Here is a 17561-nt window from a genome sequence, read left to right as displayed (position 1 = left end):
GGCGTCGCGGCTGTGGCGAAAGGCGCGGGGAACCCTTCTCCTGTAAGGAGAAGGGCAGGGATGAGGTGTCGGCCCCTCGACCAGCGAAACGCCGGGCCTACAGCATGCGGCGGCGAGCGCTTGCTCGATCCGGAGAACGGCCGACACCTCACCCTGCCCTCTCTTTACAGGAGAGGGTTCTGCCGCGCGGTTCCTGCGCTGATCTGGAGGGCGCGAGAACCCTTCTCCCCTCGCGGGAGAAGGTGGCAGCGCGTCAGCGCTGACGGATGAGGGGGCGCTGTGAGCCTTCCGCCGAACACGACGCCAACCGGATAACGCACGGCGCCCCCTCATCCGCCCCTGCCGGGGGCACCTTCTCCCGCGAGGGGAGAAGGGAAGAGGCTCGCGGCCAACAAAAAAGGCCCGGCCTTGCGGCCGGGCCTCGTGTCGCAAGCCCCGCTCACCAGCGGTTGTCGTAATAGCCCTCGCGGTCGCGGCGGCCATAGGCGCGGGCATGGGGCGGCGGGCCGTAGCCGCGGTCATAACCACGATCGTAGCCGCGGTCGCGATAACCGTAGCCACGCCGTTGCTGCATCTCCTGGGTCCGCTGGATCTCCCACATGCGGTGCTCGCGGTTGTGGCGGACATAGCTCGCCTCGACCTGGTCGAGTGCGCGCGTTCCGGCAAAAGCCTCGCCTGCAAGGCTCTCGCCCGCGAGGGCCGGCGTCGCGGCTGCCCCCAGCGCCATCGCCGCGGCGATCAGAATGGTGCGCATGAATGCTCTCCCTTGGTGACTCGATGGCCTCATTGGACCGCATCGGGATGGAACGCCGTCTGAACGGAAAAGTTCGGCCCCGTTCATCTTCGGATCGCTGGGCGACGCGAAGGTGCGCTCCTGCGGGGATAGCCGGGAGGCTTATCCCCGCCGCCCGATGTCATGCGTATTCTCCCCTCGCTTTCCCCGACCAAGGGGGCTTCGCGAGGCATCGTGTGGCCGGGGAGAGGCGGTGTTCATGGCGGACGGCCGTTGCGGGCCTGATGCCATGGAGGGACCGTCGTCGTTCGGGCCAAACAGGCAGGCCCCGTCCTTCGCCGGACTTAAAACACGACGCCGGGACCATCAGGCAACCGTGCGCGGGGCGAGGTGGCGGCTGTTGGCGCTGCTTCGACACTTCGACTTCGACATCGACATCGGCACGCAGCCGTCGACTGCGACGCCACCTCGTCCCGCGCATCCCCTTGGATACGCTATCGACCCGAAAACCCCGCGGCGATCAGCCGGACGGGGCTTTCGGTGCGCTCGGCCCGGCCGCTATGATGCGCGGCGGGCATGCCAGCCCGAAGATCAGGAGGCCAGCCCGGCCATGCCGCTCCTCAGCGCCAGCAGCAGCACTCTGGTGATCGTCGATTTTCAGGCGCGCCTGATGCCGGCGATCCATGACGGCCCGCGTCTCGTCGCCAATGCGAAGCGGCTGGTGGATGCGGCCGGGCTCCTGTCGGTGCCGGTGCTGATGACGGAGCAGAACCCGGCCGGCCTCGGCGGCACGGTCGCGGAACTGGCCGGCGCCGGCCCGGTCGTCGCCAAGATGAGCTTCGATTGCTGCGCCGAGCCGGCCTTCCTCGACGCGCTCGCCGGCGACGGCCAGCTCGTGCTCTGCGGCTGCGAGACCCATGTCTGCCTCGGCCAGACCGTGCTCTCCCTGCTCGAACACCGGCGCCGCGTCGTCGTGGTTCAGGATGCCAGCGGCTCGCGCCTGCCCGAATCGAAGGAAGCGGCGCTGCGCCGGCTGGAGCGCCACGGCGCCGAGATCGTCACGGCCGAGATGGTGATCTTCGAATGGCTGCGCACGGCCGCCCATCCGGCGTTCCGCGAGGTGCTGAAGCTGGTGAAGTGAAGCCGCCGCTGGCGCGTCGGCCCGGGAATCTAGAGCGGCTTCCGGATCCACTTCGCGATGACGCCGACGATGCCTTCGCGGAAGGTCATCACGCAGATCACGAAGATCACGCCCTGGACGACGGTGACCCAGGCGCCGAGGCTGGCGAGGTAGTTCTGCATCGAGACGATGACGAGCGCGCCTGCGATCGGCCCGAACACGGTGCCGAGCCCGCCGACCAGCGTCATCAGCACGACCTCGCCCGACATCGACCAGTGCACATCGGTCAGCGAGGCGAGCTGGAAGACGATCGCCTTGGTCGAGCCGGCGAGCCCCGCCAGCATCGCCGAGAGCACGAAGACCGCGAGCTTGTACTGGTTGGCCCGGTAGCCGAGCGAGATCGCGCGCGGCTCGTTGTCCCGGATCGCCTTGCAGACCTGGCCGAAGGGCGAGTGGATGATGCGGTAGATCGCCAGCAGCCCGGCCATGAAGATCGCCGCCACCAGCCAGTACAGGGTGCGGTCGTCCGACAGGTCGATCAGGCCGAAGAGCCGGCCGCGCGGCACCGCCTGGATGCCGTCCTCGCCGCCGGTGAAGCGCGGCGTCTGCAGCGAGAAGAAGAACACCATCTGCGCCAGCGCCAGCGTGATCATGGCGAAGTAGATGCCTTGCCGCCGGATCGCCAGCGCCCCGAACAGCGCGCCGAGCGCCGCCGAGACCACCGTGCCGAGCAGGATCGCCAGCTCCGGCGTCAGCCCCCAGTTCTTCGCGGTATAGGCGCAGACATAGCTCGCCATGCCGAAATAGGCGGCATGGCCGAAGGACAGCAGCCCGCCATAGCCAAGCAGCAGGTTGAAGGCGAGCGCGAACAGCGCGAAGCACAACACCTTCATGACGAAGACCGGATAGGCCACGAAGGGCGCGATCACGAGCGCGACCGCGATCCCGATCATGATGGCGCGATGCAGGCGCAGCGTGCCCTTGTCGGCCTCGCCGGGCAGGATCGCGGCGGATGCGTCGGTGGCCGGGGCCTGGACTGCAGGGGCCTGAGCGGCAAGCGTGTCGGCCATGGTCAAATCCTCGTCGCGGGGAAGCGGGCGGCCATCACGCGGCCCGTCCGAACAGGCCGGCGGGCCGCACCAGCAGCACCAGCACCATGATGATGAAGATCACCGTCGCCGAGGCCTCCGGATAGAACACCTTGGTCAGGCCCTCGACCAGCCCGAGCGAGAACCCGGTGACGATGGCGCCGAGGATCGAACCCATGCCGCCGATCACCACCACCGCGAAGACGACGATGATCAGATCGGCGCCCATGTTCGGGTTGACCGAGTAGATCGGCGCGGCGAGCACCCCGGCGAAACCCGCCAGCGCGACGCCGAAGCCATAGGTCAGCGTCACCATCAGCGGCACATTGATGCCGAAGGCCTGGGTCAGGGTCGGGTTCTCGGTCGCGGCGCGCAGATAGGCGCCGAGCTTCGTCTTCTCGATCAGGAACCAGGTCGAGAGGCAGACCACGAGCGAGGCGATGACGACCCAGCCGCGGTACCAGGGCAGGAACATGAAGCCGAGATTGATGCCGCCGCGCAGCTCGGCCGGAATCTGGTAGGGCAGCCCCGAGGAACCGTAGCTGTTGCGGAACAGGCCCTGGATGATCAGCGCCAGGCCGAAGGTCAAAAGCAGCCCGTAGAGATGGTCGACATGGGCGATGCGCTTGAGCAGCAGCCGCTCGATCGCGACGCCGGTCGCGCCGACGATCAGCGGCGCCAGCAGCAGCGCCGCCCAGTAGTTGATGCCGAGATAGTTCAGGCACATCCAGGCGACGAAGGCGCCCATCATGTACTGCGCGCCATGGCTGAAATTGATGATGTTGAGCAGCCCGAAGATCACCGCCAGCCCGAGACTGAGGATCGCATAGAACGAGCCGTTGATCAGGCCCAGAAGGACCTGGCCGAACAAGGCCTGCGGGGGGATACCGAGTAGCTCGAACATGCGGGGCTCAGATCGTTGAAAGGCGGATCGTATCCAAAAAACGCTTGCCGTCATCCCGGCCGCAGCGAAGCGGAGAGCCGGGATCCATTCCGGAACGGGTCAGGAATGGATCCCGGATCGGCGCTGCTTCGCAGCTTGTCCGGGATGACGCCGGAGGATGAGGAGCCCGGTTAGGAGCCGGACTCCTCGCCCGCTCACTTCTTCACAAGCGGGCATTCGCTTTCGGCGAGCGGGCGGAAGGCCTGCTCGGCCGGCAGCACGGAGATCTGCTTGTAGTAGTCCCACGGCCCCTTCGACTCGGCCGGCTTCTTGACCTCGAAGAGATACATGTCGTGCATCTTGCGGCCGTCGGCGCGCACCGAGCCCTTGCCGAAGAGCGGGTCGTCCGTCGGCAGCTCCTTCATCTTGGCCATCACGGTGGCGGAGTCCTTGCTCTTGGCCGCCTCGACCGCCTTCAGATAATGCAGCATGCCGGAATAGACGCCGGCCTGCACCATGGTCGGCTTCTTGCCACCATTGGCCTTGGCGAAGCGCTCGGACCAGCCGCGGGTCTGGTCGTTGGTGTCCCAGTAGAACGACTCCGTCAGCACCAGGCCCTGCGCCGTCGCCAGCCCGAGCGAATGCACGTCGGTGAGGAAGACGAGCAGGCCCGCGAGCTTCTGGCCGCCGGCGACGATGCCGAACTCGCCCGCCTGCTTGATCGAGTTGATCGTGTCGCCGCCGGCGTTCGCCAGCCCGATGACCTTGGCCTTGGAGGCCTGCGCCTGCAGCAGGAAGGAGGAGAAGTCGGTGCCCGGGAACGGCGTGCGCACGACGCCGAGCACCTTGCCGCCGTTCTTGGTGACGATCGCCGAGGTGTCGCGCTCCAGCGCATGGCCGAAGGCATAGTCCGCGGTCAGGAAGAACCAGCTGTCGCCGCCGGCCTTCACCATCGCGCCGCCGGTGCCCTGCGCCAGCGCATAGGTGTCGTAGGTCCAGTGCACGGTGTTGGGCGAGCAGGCCTTGCCGGTCAGGTCGGAGGAGGCCGCGCCGGAATTGATGTGGACCTTGTTCTTCTCGCGGGTAATCTGGTTGACCGCGAGCGCGACCGAGGAGGTTGGCACGTCGAGGATCAGGTCGACGCCGTCCTGATCGTACCAGGTGCGGGCGATGGTCGAGCCGACATCGGGCTTGTTCTGGTGGTCGGCCGAGACGATCTCGACCTTGATGCCCTTGTCGGCGGCCTTGAAGTCCTCGACCGCCATGCGCGCGGCGATGACCGAGCCCTCGCCGGACAGGTCGGCGTAAAGGCCGGAGCGGTCGTTGAGGACGCCGGCCTTGATACTGATCTGCTGGGCGAGCGCCGGCGCCGCCATCAGCGCGGCGAAGGCGGTCGTTGTCAGGAACGTCTTGAGTTTCATGGTCTCTCTCCCTGGAATGGCGTCGTTTTCGACATGATGTCCGATATGGATCGGATTGGGGGCCTTTGATCGGGCCCCGAAACGGATTCAGACTCCGAGATAGCCGTGGAGCTTGTCGATATTGGCGTCGAGCTGGTCGTTCTCGATCATGTCGACGACCCGGCCCTGCTCGACGACATAGTGCCGGTCGGCGACCGTCGCGGCGAAGCGGAAGTTCTGCTCGACCAGGATGATCGTGTAGCCATCCTGCTTCAGCTTGCGGATCGTCGCACCGATCTGGTCGATGATCACCGGAGCGAGGCCTTCCGTCGGCTCGTCGAGCAGCAGGAAATGCGCGCCGGTGCGCAGGATGCGCCCGATCGCCAGCATCTGCTGCTCGCCGCCCGAGAGCTTGGTGCCCTGGCTCTTCAGCCGCTCCTTGATGTTCGGGAACAGCGTGAAGATCTGCTCGAGCGAGAGCCCGCCGGGACGCACCCGGGGCGGCAGCATCAGGTTCTCCTCGACTGAGAGCGAGGCATAGATGCCGCGCTCCTCGGGCACATAGCCGATGCCGAGCCGGGCGATGGCGCGCGAAGGCAGTGAGATCGTCTCGGCGCCCTCCAGCACGACCGAGCCTCGGCGCTTGCCGATGACGCCCATGATCGACTTCAGCGTCGTCGTCTTGCCGGCGCCGTTGCGGCCGAGCAGCGTCACCACCTCGCCCGGCGCCACGTCGAAATCGATGCCGTGCAGCACATGCGATTCGCCGTACCAGGCCTCCAGCCCGCGCACCTTGAGCATCGGCGCGGCCGTCGCCGCCTTCGTGGCAGATGGCGCGGCCTCAGTGAGCATGGCCCACTCCCGAACCGATATAGGCTTCGATCACGCGCGGATCCTTCGAGACATGGGCGTAATCGCCCTCGGCCAGCACCTGCCCGCGCGCCAGCACGGTGATCCGGTCCGACAGCGAGGCGACGACGGAGAGGTTGTGCTCGACCATCAGGATGGTGCGGTTCTGCGAGACCTTGCGGATCAGGGCCTCGATGCGCTCGACATCCTCGCGCCCCATGCCCGCCATCGGCTCGTCGAGCAGCATCATTTCCGGGTCGAGCGCCAGGGTGGTGGCGATCTCGAGCGCGCGCTTGCGTCCATAAGACAGCTCGACCGCCGGCAGGTCGGCGAAGGCGGCGAGGCCGACAGCCTCGACCAGCCGCAGCGCCTCTTCGTCGAGCGGCTTCAGGACCGTTTCCGAGCGCCAGAAATCGAAGGAATCGCCGCGCTTGCGCTGCAGCGAGATCCGGACATTGGTCTTGACGCTGAGCTGCGGGAACACCGCCGAAATCTGGAACGAGCGCACCATGCCCTGCCGCGCGATCTCGGCCGGCTTCTGGCGCGTGATGTCGCGGCCGTTATAGACGATCGAGCCCTTGGTGGGCGCAAGGAACTTCGTCAGCAGGTTGAAGCAGGTCGTCTTGCCGGCGCCATTGGGGCCGATCAGCGCATGGATCGTTCCGCGCCTGACCTTCAGGTCCACGCCGTTGACAGCCGTGAACCCGCCGAATTCCTTGGTTAATCCCGATGTGGATAAAATAATATCCTCAGACATGCGTATCGCTTGCGATCATCATCTTGTTCTTTCTTGTTATTGCTCGTCTCCCTTGTATCGCATGCTGCACCGCGCTCGCGGCATGAGTCAACGCCGCAGCCGCCGGAAACGGCCTTGTGAAGCCGGGCTCATCCCTTTGTCTTAGACCGGGCCGCAGGGCTCCGGCACCCGCCCCGTCTCATGCAAATGCATGATGCGGGTCGGGTGCCTGCGGGCCTATCTGCTTCATCATGCAGGATCGCTCGATATGTCGGGATCGCCGTTAGGGAAGCTTGATGACCGTTGGAAAACCCCGTTTACGGGCAGGGGCGGTTTCGGGTAATGTGACGGACTATTTCTCGGCTATCATTTGGCATTCCTGTGACAGCCTTTTGTGGTTGCGCGCTTCCGCCCGCGCGCGACCAGGTTTTCGGACGGTGGCGGACTGAGCAGGGGAGGGTACCTTGAGCTTCGCGTCTTTGGGTCTGGCGTTCCGCGCCCGCTTCGCCGTCGCACGCAATACCGTGCTTGGCGCGTTCGGGGCCGGTGTGCTGGGTGTAGCTGTGCTGGCCTCAGTGCTTCCGGCCGAGGCCGCTCCCGACCGCCGCGTCGCCCTGGTGATCGGCAACAGCGCCTATACGGCGGTTCCTCGCCTGGCGAATCCGCAGCGCGACGCGACGGCGATCTCGGCCTCGCTGAAGCGTCTCGGCTTCGAAGTCGTCGAGGGCTACGATCTCAAGATGGACGAGATGACCGGCATCGTCCGGGAATTCGCCCAGAAGCTCGACGGCGCCAAGGCCGGCGTCGTCTATTATGCCGGTCACGGCATCGCTGTCGGTGACGAGAATTATCTGATCCCGGTCGATGCCTCGCTGAAGTCGGAGGCCGATCTCGACTTCCGCGCCGTCAATGTGCAGCTCATCCTGCGCCAGATGCAGCGCGACGAGCGCGTCAACATTCTCATCCTCGACGCCTGCCGCGACAATCCCTTCGCGACGCAGCTCGCCGCCAAGTCGCGCTCCGTCGCGCGCGGCCTGACCGCGATCGAGACGCAGTCGGCCTCGGGCATCCTGATCGCCTTCGCGACCGATCCGCGCGCAACCGCGCTCGACGGCGAGAAGGACGGCAACAGCCCGTTCACCTCGGCCCTGCTGAAGCATATCGAGACGCCGGAAGTATCGATCACGACCGTGATGGACCGCGTCCGCGCCGATGTCTGGGAATCGACCGGCAAGAAGCAGAAGCCCTGGACGAACTCCTCGATCATCGGCGAGTTCAAGATGAACCCGACGCTGAAGCTCGCCGCGGTCGACCCCTCGGTGACGATCAAGGCGATCGACGGGGCCGTGCCGCTGCCGGCGGTGGCCGCGCCGGTCGGCCTCGACCGCGCCCAGATGGACGTCAGGATGTGGGAGACGGCCGAGCGCGGCAATTCGCCGGGCGATTACAAGGCCTATCTCGACGCCTTCCCGACCGGCCAGTTCGCCGCCTTCGCCAAGAACCGCCTGGCGCGGCTCGATCCGGCGGTGCCTGCGGCTCCGGCGGCATCGCGGGATACCACGGCCCAATCCGCCGCCGTCAGCGAGGAGGCGTTGAAGGCAGAGGTCGGCAGCGCCGCGACTGAAACGGCGCTCAAGCTCTCGACGCAGGATCGCCGCGAACTGCAGAAGCGCCTGGTCCTCTCCGGCTTCAAGCCCGGGAAGCCCAACGCCAACTTCCTCCCGAGCCAGCGCGCTGCCATCAAGGAATGGCAGACGACGCGCGGGATCACCGCGACCGGCTTCCTGGCGCCGCTGCAGCTCAAGGCACTGCGCGCCCAGACCGAGCCCGCCTATCAGCGCGCGCTGGCCGAGGAACCCAAGCCCGTCCCTCGCACCCGCGCCGTGGCCAGGGACCAGCCCGAGGGCCAGCCCCGCACGCGCGGCGGCGTCGCCTATGAGCGTGATCCGGTGATTCGCCGCGATCTGGAGCGCGAGCGCGCCGGCCAAGGCAACAGCGCCGGAAACGCGGCCGGTGCGGCGATGTTCGGTACGATCGTCGGCGGCGCCATCGGCGGCGTGCTCGGCGGTGGCTTCCGCCGCTGACGCCAGTCCGCTACGACATCACGTTCGAGGCAAGCCGGTCCCATGCGGGGCCGGCTTTCTCATTTGTGCCAAATCTTTCTCGCGGGCGCCGGGTCTTTCTCGCGGGCGCCAAGTCTTTCTCACAGGCACAATGCGTTGTTGCCACCGCGCCGCCCGCTCGGCTAGTTCTGTAGCGAGCCGTCCGGCGACATCAATTCTCGGCAAAAGGCGATGCGATGAAGAAGGTTTTTCCTGACGCCAGGACGGCTCTCGCCGGCGCCATCAAGGACGGCATGACGATCATGGCCGGCGGCTTCGGCCTCTGCGGCATTCCCGATGTGCTGATCGAGGCGGTGCGCGAGAGCGGCGCGAAGGACCTGACCTTCGTCTCCAACAATGCCGGCGTCGATGGCGCGGGCCTCGGCATCCTGCTCGAAACCCGGCAGATCCGGAAGATGATCTCGTCTTATGTCGGCGAGAACAAGCTCTTCGCCGAGCTCTATCTCAGCGGCCAGCTCGAGCTCGAATTCACCCCGCAGGGCACGCTGGCCGAGCGCATCCGCGCCGGCGGCGCCGGCATCCCGGCCTTCTTCACCAAGACCGGCGTCGGCACGCTGGTCGCGGAAGGCAAGGAGGAGCGCGCGTTCGACGGCGAGCGCTACATCATGGAGCGCGGCATCTTCGCCGACGTCTCGCTGGTCCATGCCTGGAAGGGCGATACCGAGGGCAACCTCGTCTACCGGAAGACCGCGCGCAACTTCAATCCGATGATGGCGAGCGCTTCGCGCATGACCATCGCGCAGGTCGAGCATCTGGTCGAGGCGGGCGAGATCGATCCCGATCACATGCACACGCCCGGCATTTTCGTGAAGCGCATCGTGCACACACCCCAGAGCGTCAAGCGCATCGAGCAGCGCACCGTCCGCAAGCGTGCGGCCTGAGCGCGCTTTCCGCCGGGCCGGAACGGCCGGGCGACCAGAATTCGCGCAAGATCGAGACATCGGAGAACGACATGGCCTGGACCCGCGAACAGATCGCACAGCGCGCCGCCAAGGAGCTGAAGGACGGCTTTTACGTCAACCTCGGCATCGGCATCCCGACGCTGGTCTCGAACTACATTCCCGAGGGCATGTCGGTTCAGCTCCAGTCGGAGAACGGCATGCTCGGCATGGGCCCCTTCCCCTATGAGGGCGACGAGGATCCCGACCTGATCAATGCCGGCAAGCAGACCATCACCGAACTCAAGACGACGAGCTTCTTCTCCTCGGCCGATTCCTTCGGGATGATCCGCGGCGGCCATATCGACCTCTCCATCCTCGGCGCCATGCAGGTCGCCCAGAACGGCGACCTCGCCAACTGGATGATCCCCGGCAAGATGGTGAAGGGCATGGGCGGCGCCATGGACCTCGTCGCCGGCGTCAGGAAGGTCGTCGTGGTGATGGAGCATGTCGCGAAGAACAAGGACGGCACCGAATCGCCGAAGCTGCTGAAGGCCTGTGACCTGCCCCTCACGGGGGCCGGCGTCGTCGACATGGTGATCACCGATCTCGGCGTCTTCGCGATCGACGAGAACGGCGGCGGCATGAGCCTGATCGAGCTGGCCGAAGGCGTCACGCTCGACGAGATCAAGGCAAAGACGGACGCCAGCTTCAAGGTTGCGGTTTGAGCCTTGGCCGTCATGCTCGGGCTTGACCCGAGCATCTCATGCCGGAGATTCCCGGGTCTGCGCTTCGCTCCGCCCGAGCATGACGGCCAACGCTACCGCCCGCGCTCCCAGCCCAACCGCACCAGTTCCGGCACATCGCTCTCCACCTCCGGCCAGCCGACGCAGAGCCAGGCGATCAGTTTCCAGTCCGGCGGCGCGCCCAGCGCCTCCCGCATGATCTCCGGTTCGAGGATCGAGACCCAGCCGACACCGATGCCGGCGACCCGCGCCGCGAGCCAGAACTGCGTGATCGCGGCGACGACCGAATAGTCCAGCATTTCCGGCATCGTCTTGCGGCCGAGCCCGTGCCCCTGCGCCGTGCCATGGTCGCAGAACACCGCGATCTGCTCGGGCGCCTCGCGCATCCCTTCCAGCTTCAGGCTGGCATAGAGCTGCCCTCGCTCGCCCTCATAGTCTCCGAGCGCCTCGGCGTTGCAGCGCGCAAAACTCGCTTGCGCGGCCTCGCGCTGAACCGCATCGGTCACGCGCAGCCAGCGCCAGGGCTGCGAATGCCCGACCGAGGGCGAAAGCTCCGCCTGCGCCAGCAGCCGCTCGACCAGCCCGTCGGGCAGCGCCTCGCGCCTGAAACGCCTGACATCGCGACGCCAGGCCAGCAGCTCCGCGAACTGCGCGGCAAAGGCCTCGTCGAAGCGGGGAGGGGAGTTAGCCATGCCTTCAGCCCTCATCCTGAGGAGCCGCGCAGCGGCGTCTCGAAGGGTGCTCCAGATGGTTCAGGGGCCTCCTGAAGCATCCTTCGAGACGCGCTCCTGCAGAGCGCTCCTCAGGATGAGAGCTGAGTGACAGGAACAGCGAGAACGCGCTCACCCCGCCACCGCGATTGCATGGAAGAACGAGCCGGTGACGCTGCCGCGCCGGCTGCCGGCGGGCGCCGGTGCCGAGCCATGCGGGTCGGTGACCATCGCCAGCGGAGGGTCCTCGCCCTGGCTGACCACCGTCGCATAGTGGAACTCGTGCCCGGTCAGCGCCTCGCCGGCGCGGCCGAGCGGCCCATTCGCTTCGAGGACGGCGCGGCGATAGCCGAGATTCATCTTCCGCCTGGCGAAGGAGGTCTCGACCGAGAGCAATCCCGCCATCGCATGTGAAATGCCCTCGGCATCGACCAGTGTCCGCCCGAGCACCATGTAGCCGCCGCACTCGCCATGGATGGGTTTCGTCTCGGCGAAGGCGCGCAGGCCCGCCATGAAGCGCGATGCGCCAGCCAGCCTGCCGGCATGCAGCTCGGGATAGCCTCCGGGCAGCCAGCAGGCGTCGCAATCGCCCGGCGGCGCCTCGTCGGCCAGCGGCGAGAACGGCACGAGCTCGGCGCCCGCCGCGATCCAGCCGGCCTCGACATGGGGGTAGACGAAGCTGAAGGCGGCGTCGCGCGCGATGGCGATGCGCCGGCCGGGTGCGGGCAGGGGCGTGACCGGCGCGGCTGCGCCGGGCAGCCGTGTCGCCCCGGCCGCTGCGATAACGGCGTCGAGATCGACGGCGGCCGCGACCGCATCCGCGAGCGCCTCGAGCCGCGCATGCAGGTCGGCCGTCTCGCCGGCCTGGACCAGCCCGAGATGGCGCTCGGGCAGGATCAGGCTGGCCTCGCGCGGCAGGGCGCCGAGCACGGGCAAGCCGATTTTCGCCATGCCCTGCGCCACCAGCCGGCGATGGCGCTCGCTCGCGACCTTGTTGAGGATGACGCCGGCGATGCGGATACGCGGGTCGTAATGCTGGCAGCCGAGCGCGATGGCGGCGGCCGATTGCGCCTGTCCGGAAACATCGATCACCAGCACCACCGGCCAGCCGAGCAGCGCGGCGATATCGGCGCTGGCGCCGGTATGGCCCGCCAGTCCCGGCACCGCGTCGAACAGCCCCATTGAGCCTTCCGCGATGACGAGGTCGGCACCGGCCGCAGCATGGCCCGCGATCTGCCCGAGCAGGGCGTCGGACATGGCGAAGGAATCGAGATTGGCGCTGGGCGCGCCCGTTGCGGCGGCATGGAAGGCCGGGTCGATATAGTCCGGCCCACATTTCAGCCCGCGCAGGACCAGCCCGCGCCGCGTCAGCGCGCGCTGCAGCCCGAGCGTGATCGTGGTCTTGCCCGAGCTGGAGCGCGGCGCGGCGATGAGGAGGCCGTGCGCGGTCATCGGCGTGCTCCGGAACAGTCGCCGCCGCTCCCTCCCCCCGCTTGCGGTGGGGAGGGCTGGGGTGGGGGGCAGTGCCGCTCGGCGCCGGACTGGAAGAACGGCAGCACCCTGCTTTCCGGCCCCCCATCCCTAACCCTTCGCCACCGCAAGCGGGGGGAAGGGGATCGCGCTTCGGCTCCCGCGCCTCTCATATTCCGCCACCCGGCCGGAAACGGCGGTCATAGCCGGTGGAGTAGAGCGCACTCTCGCCGAAATCCTCGGCGGCGAGCGCGGGACCCACGAGGATCAGCGCCGTCCGCTCCAGCCCCGATTCCCGCACCTGAGCGGCGATCGTGGCCAGTGTGCCGCGCAGCGCGCGTTCGTCCGGCCAGGAGGCGCGGAAGACGACCGCGACCGCGCCATCCGCGCCATAGAACGGCGTCAGCTCCGCCACCACCTGCTCGATCACATGGATCGAGAGATGCACGGCGAGCGTCGCGCCGGAGGCGGCGAAGGTCGCGAGTGTTTCCCTGTCCGGCATGGCCGAGGCCCGCCCGGAGGTCCGCGTCAGCACCAGCGATTGCGCCAGCCCCGGCAGGGTTAACTCGCGCTTCAGCGCAGCCGCGGCGGCGGCGAAGGCCGGCACGCCGGGCGTCACGCTGTAGGGGATGCCGAGTGAATCGAGTCGGCGCATCTGTTCGCCCGTCGCGCTCCAGATCGAGAGGTCGCCGGAATGCAGCCGCGCGACGTCCTGTCCCGCGTCATGGGCGACCTGCATCTCGGCAATGATCGCATCGAGGTCGAGCGGCGCGGTATCGACGACGCGGGCGCCCGGCGGGCACCAGTCGAGCATCGCCTTCGGGATCAGCGAGCCGGCATAGAGGCAGACCGGGCAGGCGCCGATCATGTCGCGCCCGCGCAGGGTGATGAGATCCGGTGCGCCGGGGCCGGCGCCGATGAAATGGATCGTCATGGGGTGCGTTTCACGACGTCGTTCTGGCCAGCGCGCAGGTGACGCGGCCGGTCGCGATGCGCGGCTGCACCAGCGTTCCGCCGGGCCCCGCGGCGGCGAGCGCGGCGGCCTCCGCGACCGAGCCGACGCCATAGAGCGAGGCGATCCGGGTCGAGCGCGTCGCGCAGGCCGCTTCATAGCCCTTCAGCGCCTCGTCGGGCACCGCGACGAGTTCTGCCCGGCGGCTGGCGACGGCCTCCGCCAGGCCGGGCTCGCCCATCCGGCTCGCCAGCGTCGCGAGACGCGGCGTGCCCTCGCCCGACAGCCCGGCGATCGCCAGCGCCTCGTCGAGGCAGGCGAGAATGTCGGCTGCGCTCGTGCCGGGCCGCAGCCCGAGACCGGCGACGAGACGGCCCGTCAAGGCTTCTCGACTCGCCATTGCGTCACCGGCATTGCCGGGCGCCAGCCATGCTTGCCGCCGACGGGAGCGAGCCGGTCGATAGAGATGCGCCTGAGCGAACCGCCATGCGCGGCATGCAGCGCCGCGAGCTTGGCCTCGCCCTCGAGCGTGACGACATTGGCGACGAGCCGCCCGCCCGGCTTCAGCGCTGCCCAGGCGGCCTCGAACAGGCCCTCCACGGTCAGCCCACCACCGATGAAGACGGCGTCCGGAGCGTCGCGCCCGACGAAGCCCGCTGGCGCCTCGCCGACCACATCCACAGAGAGGCCGCCGAGCTCGACCTTGTTGCGCGCGATCCGGTGGGCCCGCTCAGGCTTGGCTTCGAAGGCGACAGCCCGGTTGCGGACATGGCGCTGGCACCATTCGACCGAGATCGAGCCCGACCCGGCGCCGACATCCCAGAGCAATTCGCCGCCGCGCGGGGCGAGCGCGGAAAGCGTGATCGCGCGGATTTCCGATTTGGTGATCTGCCCGTCATGGGCGAACCACTCCTCGTCGAGCCCGGGTGCGAGCGGTAGGATGCGTGAGTCGCGACCGGCCAGGACGTCGACCGCGATGATGTTGAGCGGCACGATGTCGTCGAAGGAAAAGGCGTCGGCGCGGGTCTCGCGCACCCGCTCCTGCGGTCCGCCGAGCTGTTCCATCACGACGAGGCGGCTGGCGCCGAGGCCGCGCGCGGTCAGCAGCTCGGCGACGGCGCGCGGGGTCGTCTCGTCCCAGGACAGGGCGAGGATGCGCGCGTCCGGCTGCAGATGCGGCACGATCCGGTAGAGCGTGCGGCCATGCAGCGAGACCAGCGCGCATTCCTCCTGCGGCCAGCGCATCCGCGTGCACGCCATCGAGAAGGAGGAGAGCTGCGGGATGATCCGCATCTCCTGCGCGGGAATCGCCCGGCTCAGGCTGTTGCCGATGCCGTAGTGGAACGGGTCGCTGGTCGCGAGCACGCAGACCTTGCGGCCGCGCTCGGCGAGGATCTGCGGCAGGGCGTTGCGGAAGGGCTGCGGCCAGGGCCTGAGTTCGCCCGGCACCGATCCGACCAGCGCGATATGGCGGTCACCTCCGAAGACGAGCTCGGCCTCGTCCAGCGCGGCCTTCGCCTCGGGGCAGAGGCCGGCAGGGCCGTCCTCGCCCAGACCGATCAGCGCGAGCCAGGGTGCAGGCGCAGCCTCGCTGCGGCTCGACAGCCCGTCGTTTTCAAGCGTAACTAGGGACATGACCGTGCTCATCCTCGGTGGAACCAGTGAAGCGGCAGCGCTTGATCAGCATCTGGCTGAACAGGCTCCCGATATTCGCGCCATCATCTCGCTTGCCGGGCATACAGTCGACCCCCGCCCGTCGAACCTGCCAGTTCGCGTCGGTGGTTTCGGCGGCATCGAGGGCCTGCGGCAATATCTGCGCGACGAGGGCATCATCGCCGTCATCGACGCGACGCATCCCTTCGCGGCGATCATGCCCTTCCATGCCGAACATGCCTGCAAGGCCGAGAACGTGCCGCTGCTCGCCATCCGCCGCGAGCCCTGGCATGCGGCTGCCGGCGACCGCTGGGAGGGCGTGCGCGACATGGAGGCCGCCGCCGTGGCGCTGGGCCCGGAGGCGCGCCGCGTCTTCCTGACGATCGGCCGGCTCGACCTGCCGGCCTTCGCCGATGCGCCGCAGCATCATTACCTCGTCCGCGCCATCGAACCGATCGGCGACCGCCTGCCCGTTCCCCATGTCACGGTGATCCAGCAGCGCGGGCCCTTCCAGACGGAAGACGAGGAGGCGCTGATGCGCCGCGAGGGCATCGAGATCCTGGTCAGCAAGAATTCCGGCGGCGACGCCACGGCCGGCAAGCTGATCGCGGCGCGCCGTCTCGGCCTGCCCGTCATCATGGTCGAGCGCCCGCCCAAGCCCGATGTCGAAACCGTCGCCCATGTCGATCAGGTCCTGCCCTGGCTGGTGGCGCAGGGGCTCTTCGTCACCGAGCGGGGCGTGTAGACATAAGGCGCGGCGTCCGGGCGCGCGATCAGCTTCGTACCGGAGGCGCCGATCGTCACCAGTGTCGCCATGTCGGCGCTTGCCGCAGCCGCGACCGCTTCCGTCAGTGTCAGGATTCGCAAGGCCTCGTCAGCCCGCCCGATCGCGCGCGCGAAGATCACCGGCGTCTCGGGCGAGCGGATGCGGGCGGCCAGCGCCAGTGCCTCGCCGAGCTGCCAGGGCCGTGCCTTCGAGATCGGGTTGTAGAGGCAGATCACGAAATCGGCCCTGAGCACCGCCTCAAGCCGCGCCGTCACGACCTCCCAGGGCTTGAGATTGTCCGAGAGCGAGATCGCGCAGAAATCCCCGCCGAGCGGCGCGCCGGCTTTCGCAGCGGATGCCAGCATCGCGGTGATGCCGGGCTCGACCGTGATCGGCAGCGCAAGCCAGGCCGGGTCGCCCGCTTCCAGTGCCTCGAATACGGCGGCTGCCATCGCGAAGACGCCGGGATCGCCGCCGGAGACGACCGCGACGGTCCGGCCCGCGGCGGCCAGCCGCAGCGCATGGCCGGCCCGGTCGATCTCGACGCGGTTGTCGGAGGCGTGCTTCGTCTGCCCATCGCGAGCCTGAATCCGGTCGAGATAGGGGCCATAGCCGACGAGATCGCTCGCAGCCGCAAGGGCAGCCAGCGCCGCCGGCGTCAGCCAATGCGCCTCGCCAGGGCCGAGCCCGACGATGGTGAGGGAGCCGCTCACAGCCTGCGCCCCTCGCCAGGCACCAGCACCATCGAGAAATACGGCGCCTCGTCGTCGCCCTTGTCGCTGAGTTTCGCCACGACCTGCTCGGCCATGGTCGCGCGCTCGACATAGATGGCGCGGTGGATCAGCCCGGCGGTCCGGAGCGCGCGACGCACCTTCGGCAGGTTGCGGCCGAGCTTCATGATGACCGCGGCGTCGGTGTCGACGAGGCGGCGGGTCAGTTCGGACTCGGGCAGGGTGCCCGGCAGCACGGTCATGATGTCGTCGCCCCAGGTGATCGGCGCCTGCGCCCGCGTCCAGGCCCCGGCCATGCCCATCACGCCCGGCACCACCTCGGTCGGAAAGCGGGAGCTGAGCCGCCGCCACAGATGCATGAAGGAGCCGTAGAAGAAGGGGTCGCCGTCGCAAAGCACGGCGACGGTCCGCCCGGCCTCCATTTCGGCGGCGAGCAGGGCGGCGGATTCGTCGTAGAAGGCTGCGATCGGCCCGCTATAGCCTTCATCCTCGACCGGAACCTCAATCGTCACCGGGAAGGCGAGCTCGATCTCGCGCGCCGCATCGGGCGCGACGATGGCATCGGCCGTGACGCGGGCATTGCCGCGCCGGCCGCGCTTGCAGAAATGCACCAGCCGGTCGGCTTTGAGGATGATGTCGCGGGCGCGGAGCGTCATGTAGTCCGGATCGCCGGGGCCGAGCCCGACGCCGAACAGCAGGATCTTTGCCGGTTCGATGTTCACC

18 protein-coding genes are annotated in these 17561 nt (G+C 68.2%); 5 read left to right on the top strand and 13 right to left on the bottom strand.

Annotated elements, in window-relative coordinates; translation table 11 throughout:
- Nucleotides 1-439: 439 nt before the first annotated feature.
- Nucleotides 440-754, bottom strand: coding sequence for a hypothetical protein (locus tag C8D03_RS05970; RefSeq protein ID WP_108045443.1), 315 nt, complete (start codon nucleotides 752-754; stop codon nucleotides 440-442).
- A gap of 589 nt (nucleotides 755-1343) precedes the next feature.
- Here C8D03_RS05970 and C8D03_RS05965 point away from each other — a divergent pair.
- Nucleotides 1344-1874 carry a hydrolase gene (locus tag C8D03_RS05965; protein WP_108045442.1) on the top strand — a complete coding sequence of 177 codons (531 nt, stop codon included), beginning with the start codon at nucleotides 1344-1346 and terminating at the stop codon, nucleotides 1872-1874.
- 29 nt (nucleotides 1875-1903) lie between these two features.
- On the opposite strand, the gene C8D03_RS05960 is transcribed toward C8D03_RS05965, so the two are convergent.
- The 5 genes from C8D03_RS05960 to C8D03_RS05940 form a co-directional block, all read right to left on the bottom strand.
- Entirely contained in the window at nucleotides 1904-2923 is a 1020-nt protein-coding gene (locus C8D03_RS05960) for a branched-chain amino acid ABC transporter permease (protein ID WP_108045441.1), read from the bottom strand.
- Between the two features lie 34 nt (nucleotides 2924-2957).
- Nucleotides 2958-3845 carry a branched-chain amino acid ABC transporter permease gene (locus C8D03_RS05955; RefSeq protein ID WP_108045440.1) on the bottom strand — a complete coding sequence of 296 codons (888 nt, stop codon included), beginning with the start codon at nucleotides 3843-3845 and terminating at the stop codon, nucleotides 2958-2960.
- A gap of 194 nt (nucleotides 3846-4039) precedes the next feature.
- Nucleotides 4040-5245, bottom strand: coding sequence for an ABC transporter substrate-binding protein (locus tag C8D03_RS05950; protein ID WP_108045439.1), 1206 nt, complete (start codon nucleotides 5243-5245; stop codon nucleotides 4040-4042).
- A gap of 87 nt (nucleotides 5246-5332) precedes the next feature.
- A complete protein-coding gene (locus C8D03_RS05945; protein ID WP_108045438.1) occupies nucleotides 5333-6076 on the bottom strand; it encodes an ABC transporter ATP-binding protein in 744 nt (247 codons plus the stop codon).
- Nucleotides 6066-6830: an ABC transporter ATP-binding protein gene (locus C8D03_RS05940; protein ID WP_108045437.1), complete on the bottom strand. Its 765-nt coding sequence runs from the start codon at nucleotides 6828-6830 to the stop codon at nucleotides 6066-6068. Before C8D03_RS05940 ends, C8D03_RS05945 begins: the two co-directional genes overlap by 11 nt.
- Nucleotides 6831-7273: 443 nt before the next feature.
- Between C8D03_RS05940 and C8D03_RS05935 the strand changes: the two genes are divergently transcribed.
- From C8D03_RS05935 to C8D03_RS05925, 3 genes are all read left to right on the top strand, one after another.
- Nucleotides 7274-8893 carry a caspase family protein gene (locus C8D03_RS05935; protein ID WP_108045436.1) on the top strand — a complete coding sequence of 540 codons (1620 nt, stop codon included), beginning with the start codon at nucleotides 7274-7276 and terminating at the stop codon, nucleotides 8891-8893.
- 215 nt (nucleotides 8894-9108) lie between these two features.
- The gene (locus C8D03_RS05930; RefSeq protein ID WP_108045435.1) at nucleotides 9109-9813 is read left to right on the top strand and encodes a CoA transferase subunit A; all 705 of its coding nucleotides are present in this window, start codon (nucleotides 9109-9111) and stop codon (nucleotides 9811-9813) included.
- Nucleotides 9814-9884: 71 nt separating this feature from the next.
- Nucleotides 9885-10538, top strand: coding sequence for a 3-oxoacid CoA-transferase subunit B (locus tag C8D03_RS05925; protein ID WP_108045434.1), 654 nt, complete (start codon nucleotides 9885-9887; stop codon nucleotides 10536-10538).
- 92 nt (nucleotides 10539-10630) lie between these two features.
- Here the strand turns inward: C8D03_RS05925 and bluB are convergent, their stop codons facing one another.
- The 5 genes from bluB to cbiE form a co-directional block, all read right to left on the bottom strand.
- The gene (bluB, locus tag C8D03_RS05920; protein WP_108045433.1) at nucleotides 10631-11248 is read right to left on the bottom strand and encodes a 5,6-dimethylbenzimidazole synthase; all 618 of its coding nucleotides are present in this window, start codon (nucleotides 11246-11248) and stop codon (nucleotides 10631-10633) included.
- Nucleotides 11249-11398: 150 nt separating this feature from the next.
- A complete protein-coding gene (locus C8D03_RS05915) occupies nucleotides 11399-12718 on the bottom strand; it encodes a cobyrinate a,c-diamide synthase (protein ID WP_108045432.1) in 1320 nt (439 codons plus the stop codon).
- 187 nt (nucleotides 12719-12905) lie between these two features.
- Nucleotides 12906-13670, bottom strand: coding sequence for a precorrin-4 C(11)-methyltransferase (cobM, locus tag C8D03_RS05910; RefSeq protein ID WP_108045431.1), 765 nt, complete (start codon nucleotides 13668-13670; stop codon nucleotides 12906-12908).
- Nucleotides 13671-13680: 10 nt separating this feature from the next.
- Nucleotides 13681-14070: a cobalamin biosynthesis protein gene (locus C8D03_RS05905; protein ID WP_181300708.1), complete on the bottom strand. Its 390-nt coding sequence runs from the start codon at nucleotides 14068-14070 to the stop codon at nucleotides 13681-13683.
- Complete coding sequence (cbiE, locus tag C8D03_RS05900; RefSeq protein WP_108045429.1) at nucleotides 14067-15323, bottom strand: precorrin-6y C5,15-methyltransferase (decarboxylating) subunit CbiE; 1257 nt, start codon at nucleotides 15321-15323, stop codon at nucleotides 14067-14069. Before cbiE ends, C8D03_RS05905 begins: the two co-directional genes overlap by 4 nt.
- On the opposite strand from cbiE, the gene C8D03_RS05895 reads away from it, so the two are divergent.
- Nucleotides 15322-16086, top strand: a complete 765-nt coding sequence (locus C8D03_RS05895) for a cobalt-precorrin-6A reductase (protein WP_108045428.1) — start codon at nucleotides 15322-15324, stop codon at nucleotides 16084-16086. The two genes, cbiE and C8D03_RS05895, sit on opposite strands and share 2 nt — an antisense overlap.
- Here C8D03_RS05895 and cobJ read toward each other — a convergent pair.
- Both cobJ and C8D03_RS05885 read right to left on the bottom strand, forming a co-directional pair.
- Nucleotides 16029-16820: a precorrin-3B C(17)-methyltransferase gene (cobJ, locus tag C8D03_RS05890; RefSeq protein WP_108045427.1), complete on the bottom strand. Its 792-nt coding sequence runs from the start codon at nucleotides 16818-16820 to the stop codon at nucleotides 16029-16031. The genes C8D03_RS05895 and cobJ overlap by 58 nt on opposite strands.
- On the bottom strand, nucleotides 16817-17560 hold the full coding sequence (locus C8D03_RS05885; protein ID WP_282568574.1) for a precorrin-2 C(20)-methyltransferase: 744 nt from the start codon (nucleotides 17558-17560) through the stop codon (nucleotides 16817-16819). Before C8D03_RS05885 ends, cobJ begins: the two co-directional genes overlap by 4 nt.
- Nucleotide 17561 lies beyond the last annotated feature (1 nt).

Origin of the sequence: Bosea sp. 124 (assembly GCF_003046175.1) — a bacterium.
GTDB lineage: Bacteria > Pseudomonadota > Alphaproteobacteria > Rhizobiales > Beijerinckiaceae > Allobosea.
The sequence above is the reverse complement of the archived record's forward strand: the minus strand, read 5'-3'. Positions and strand labels throughout refer to the sequence as shown.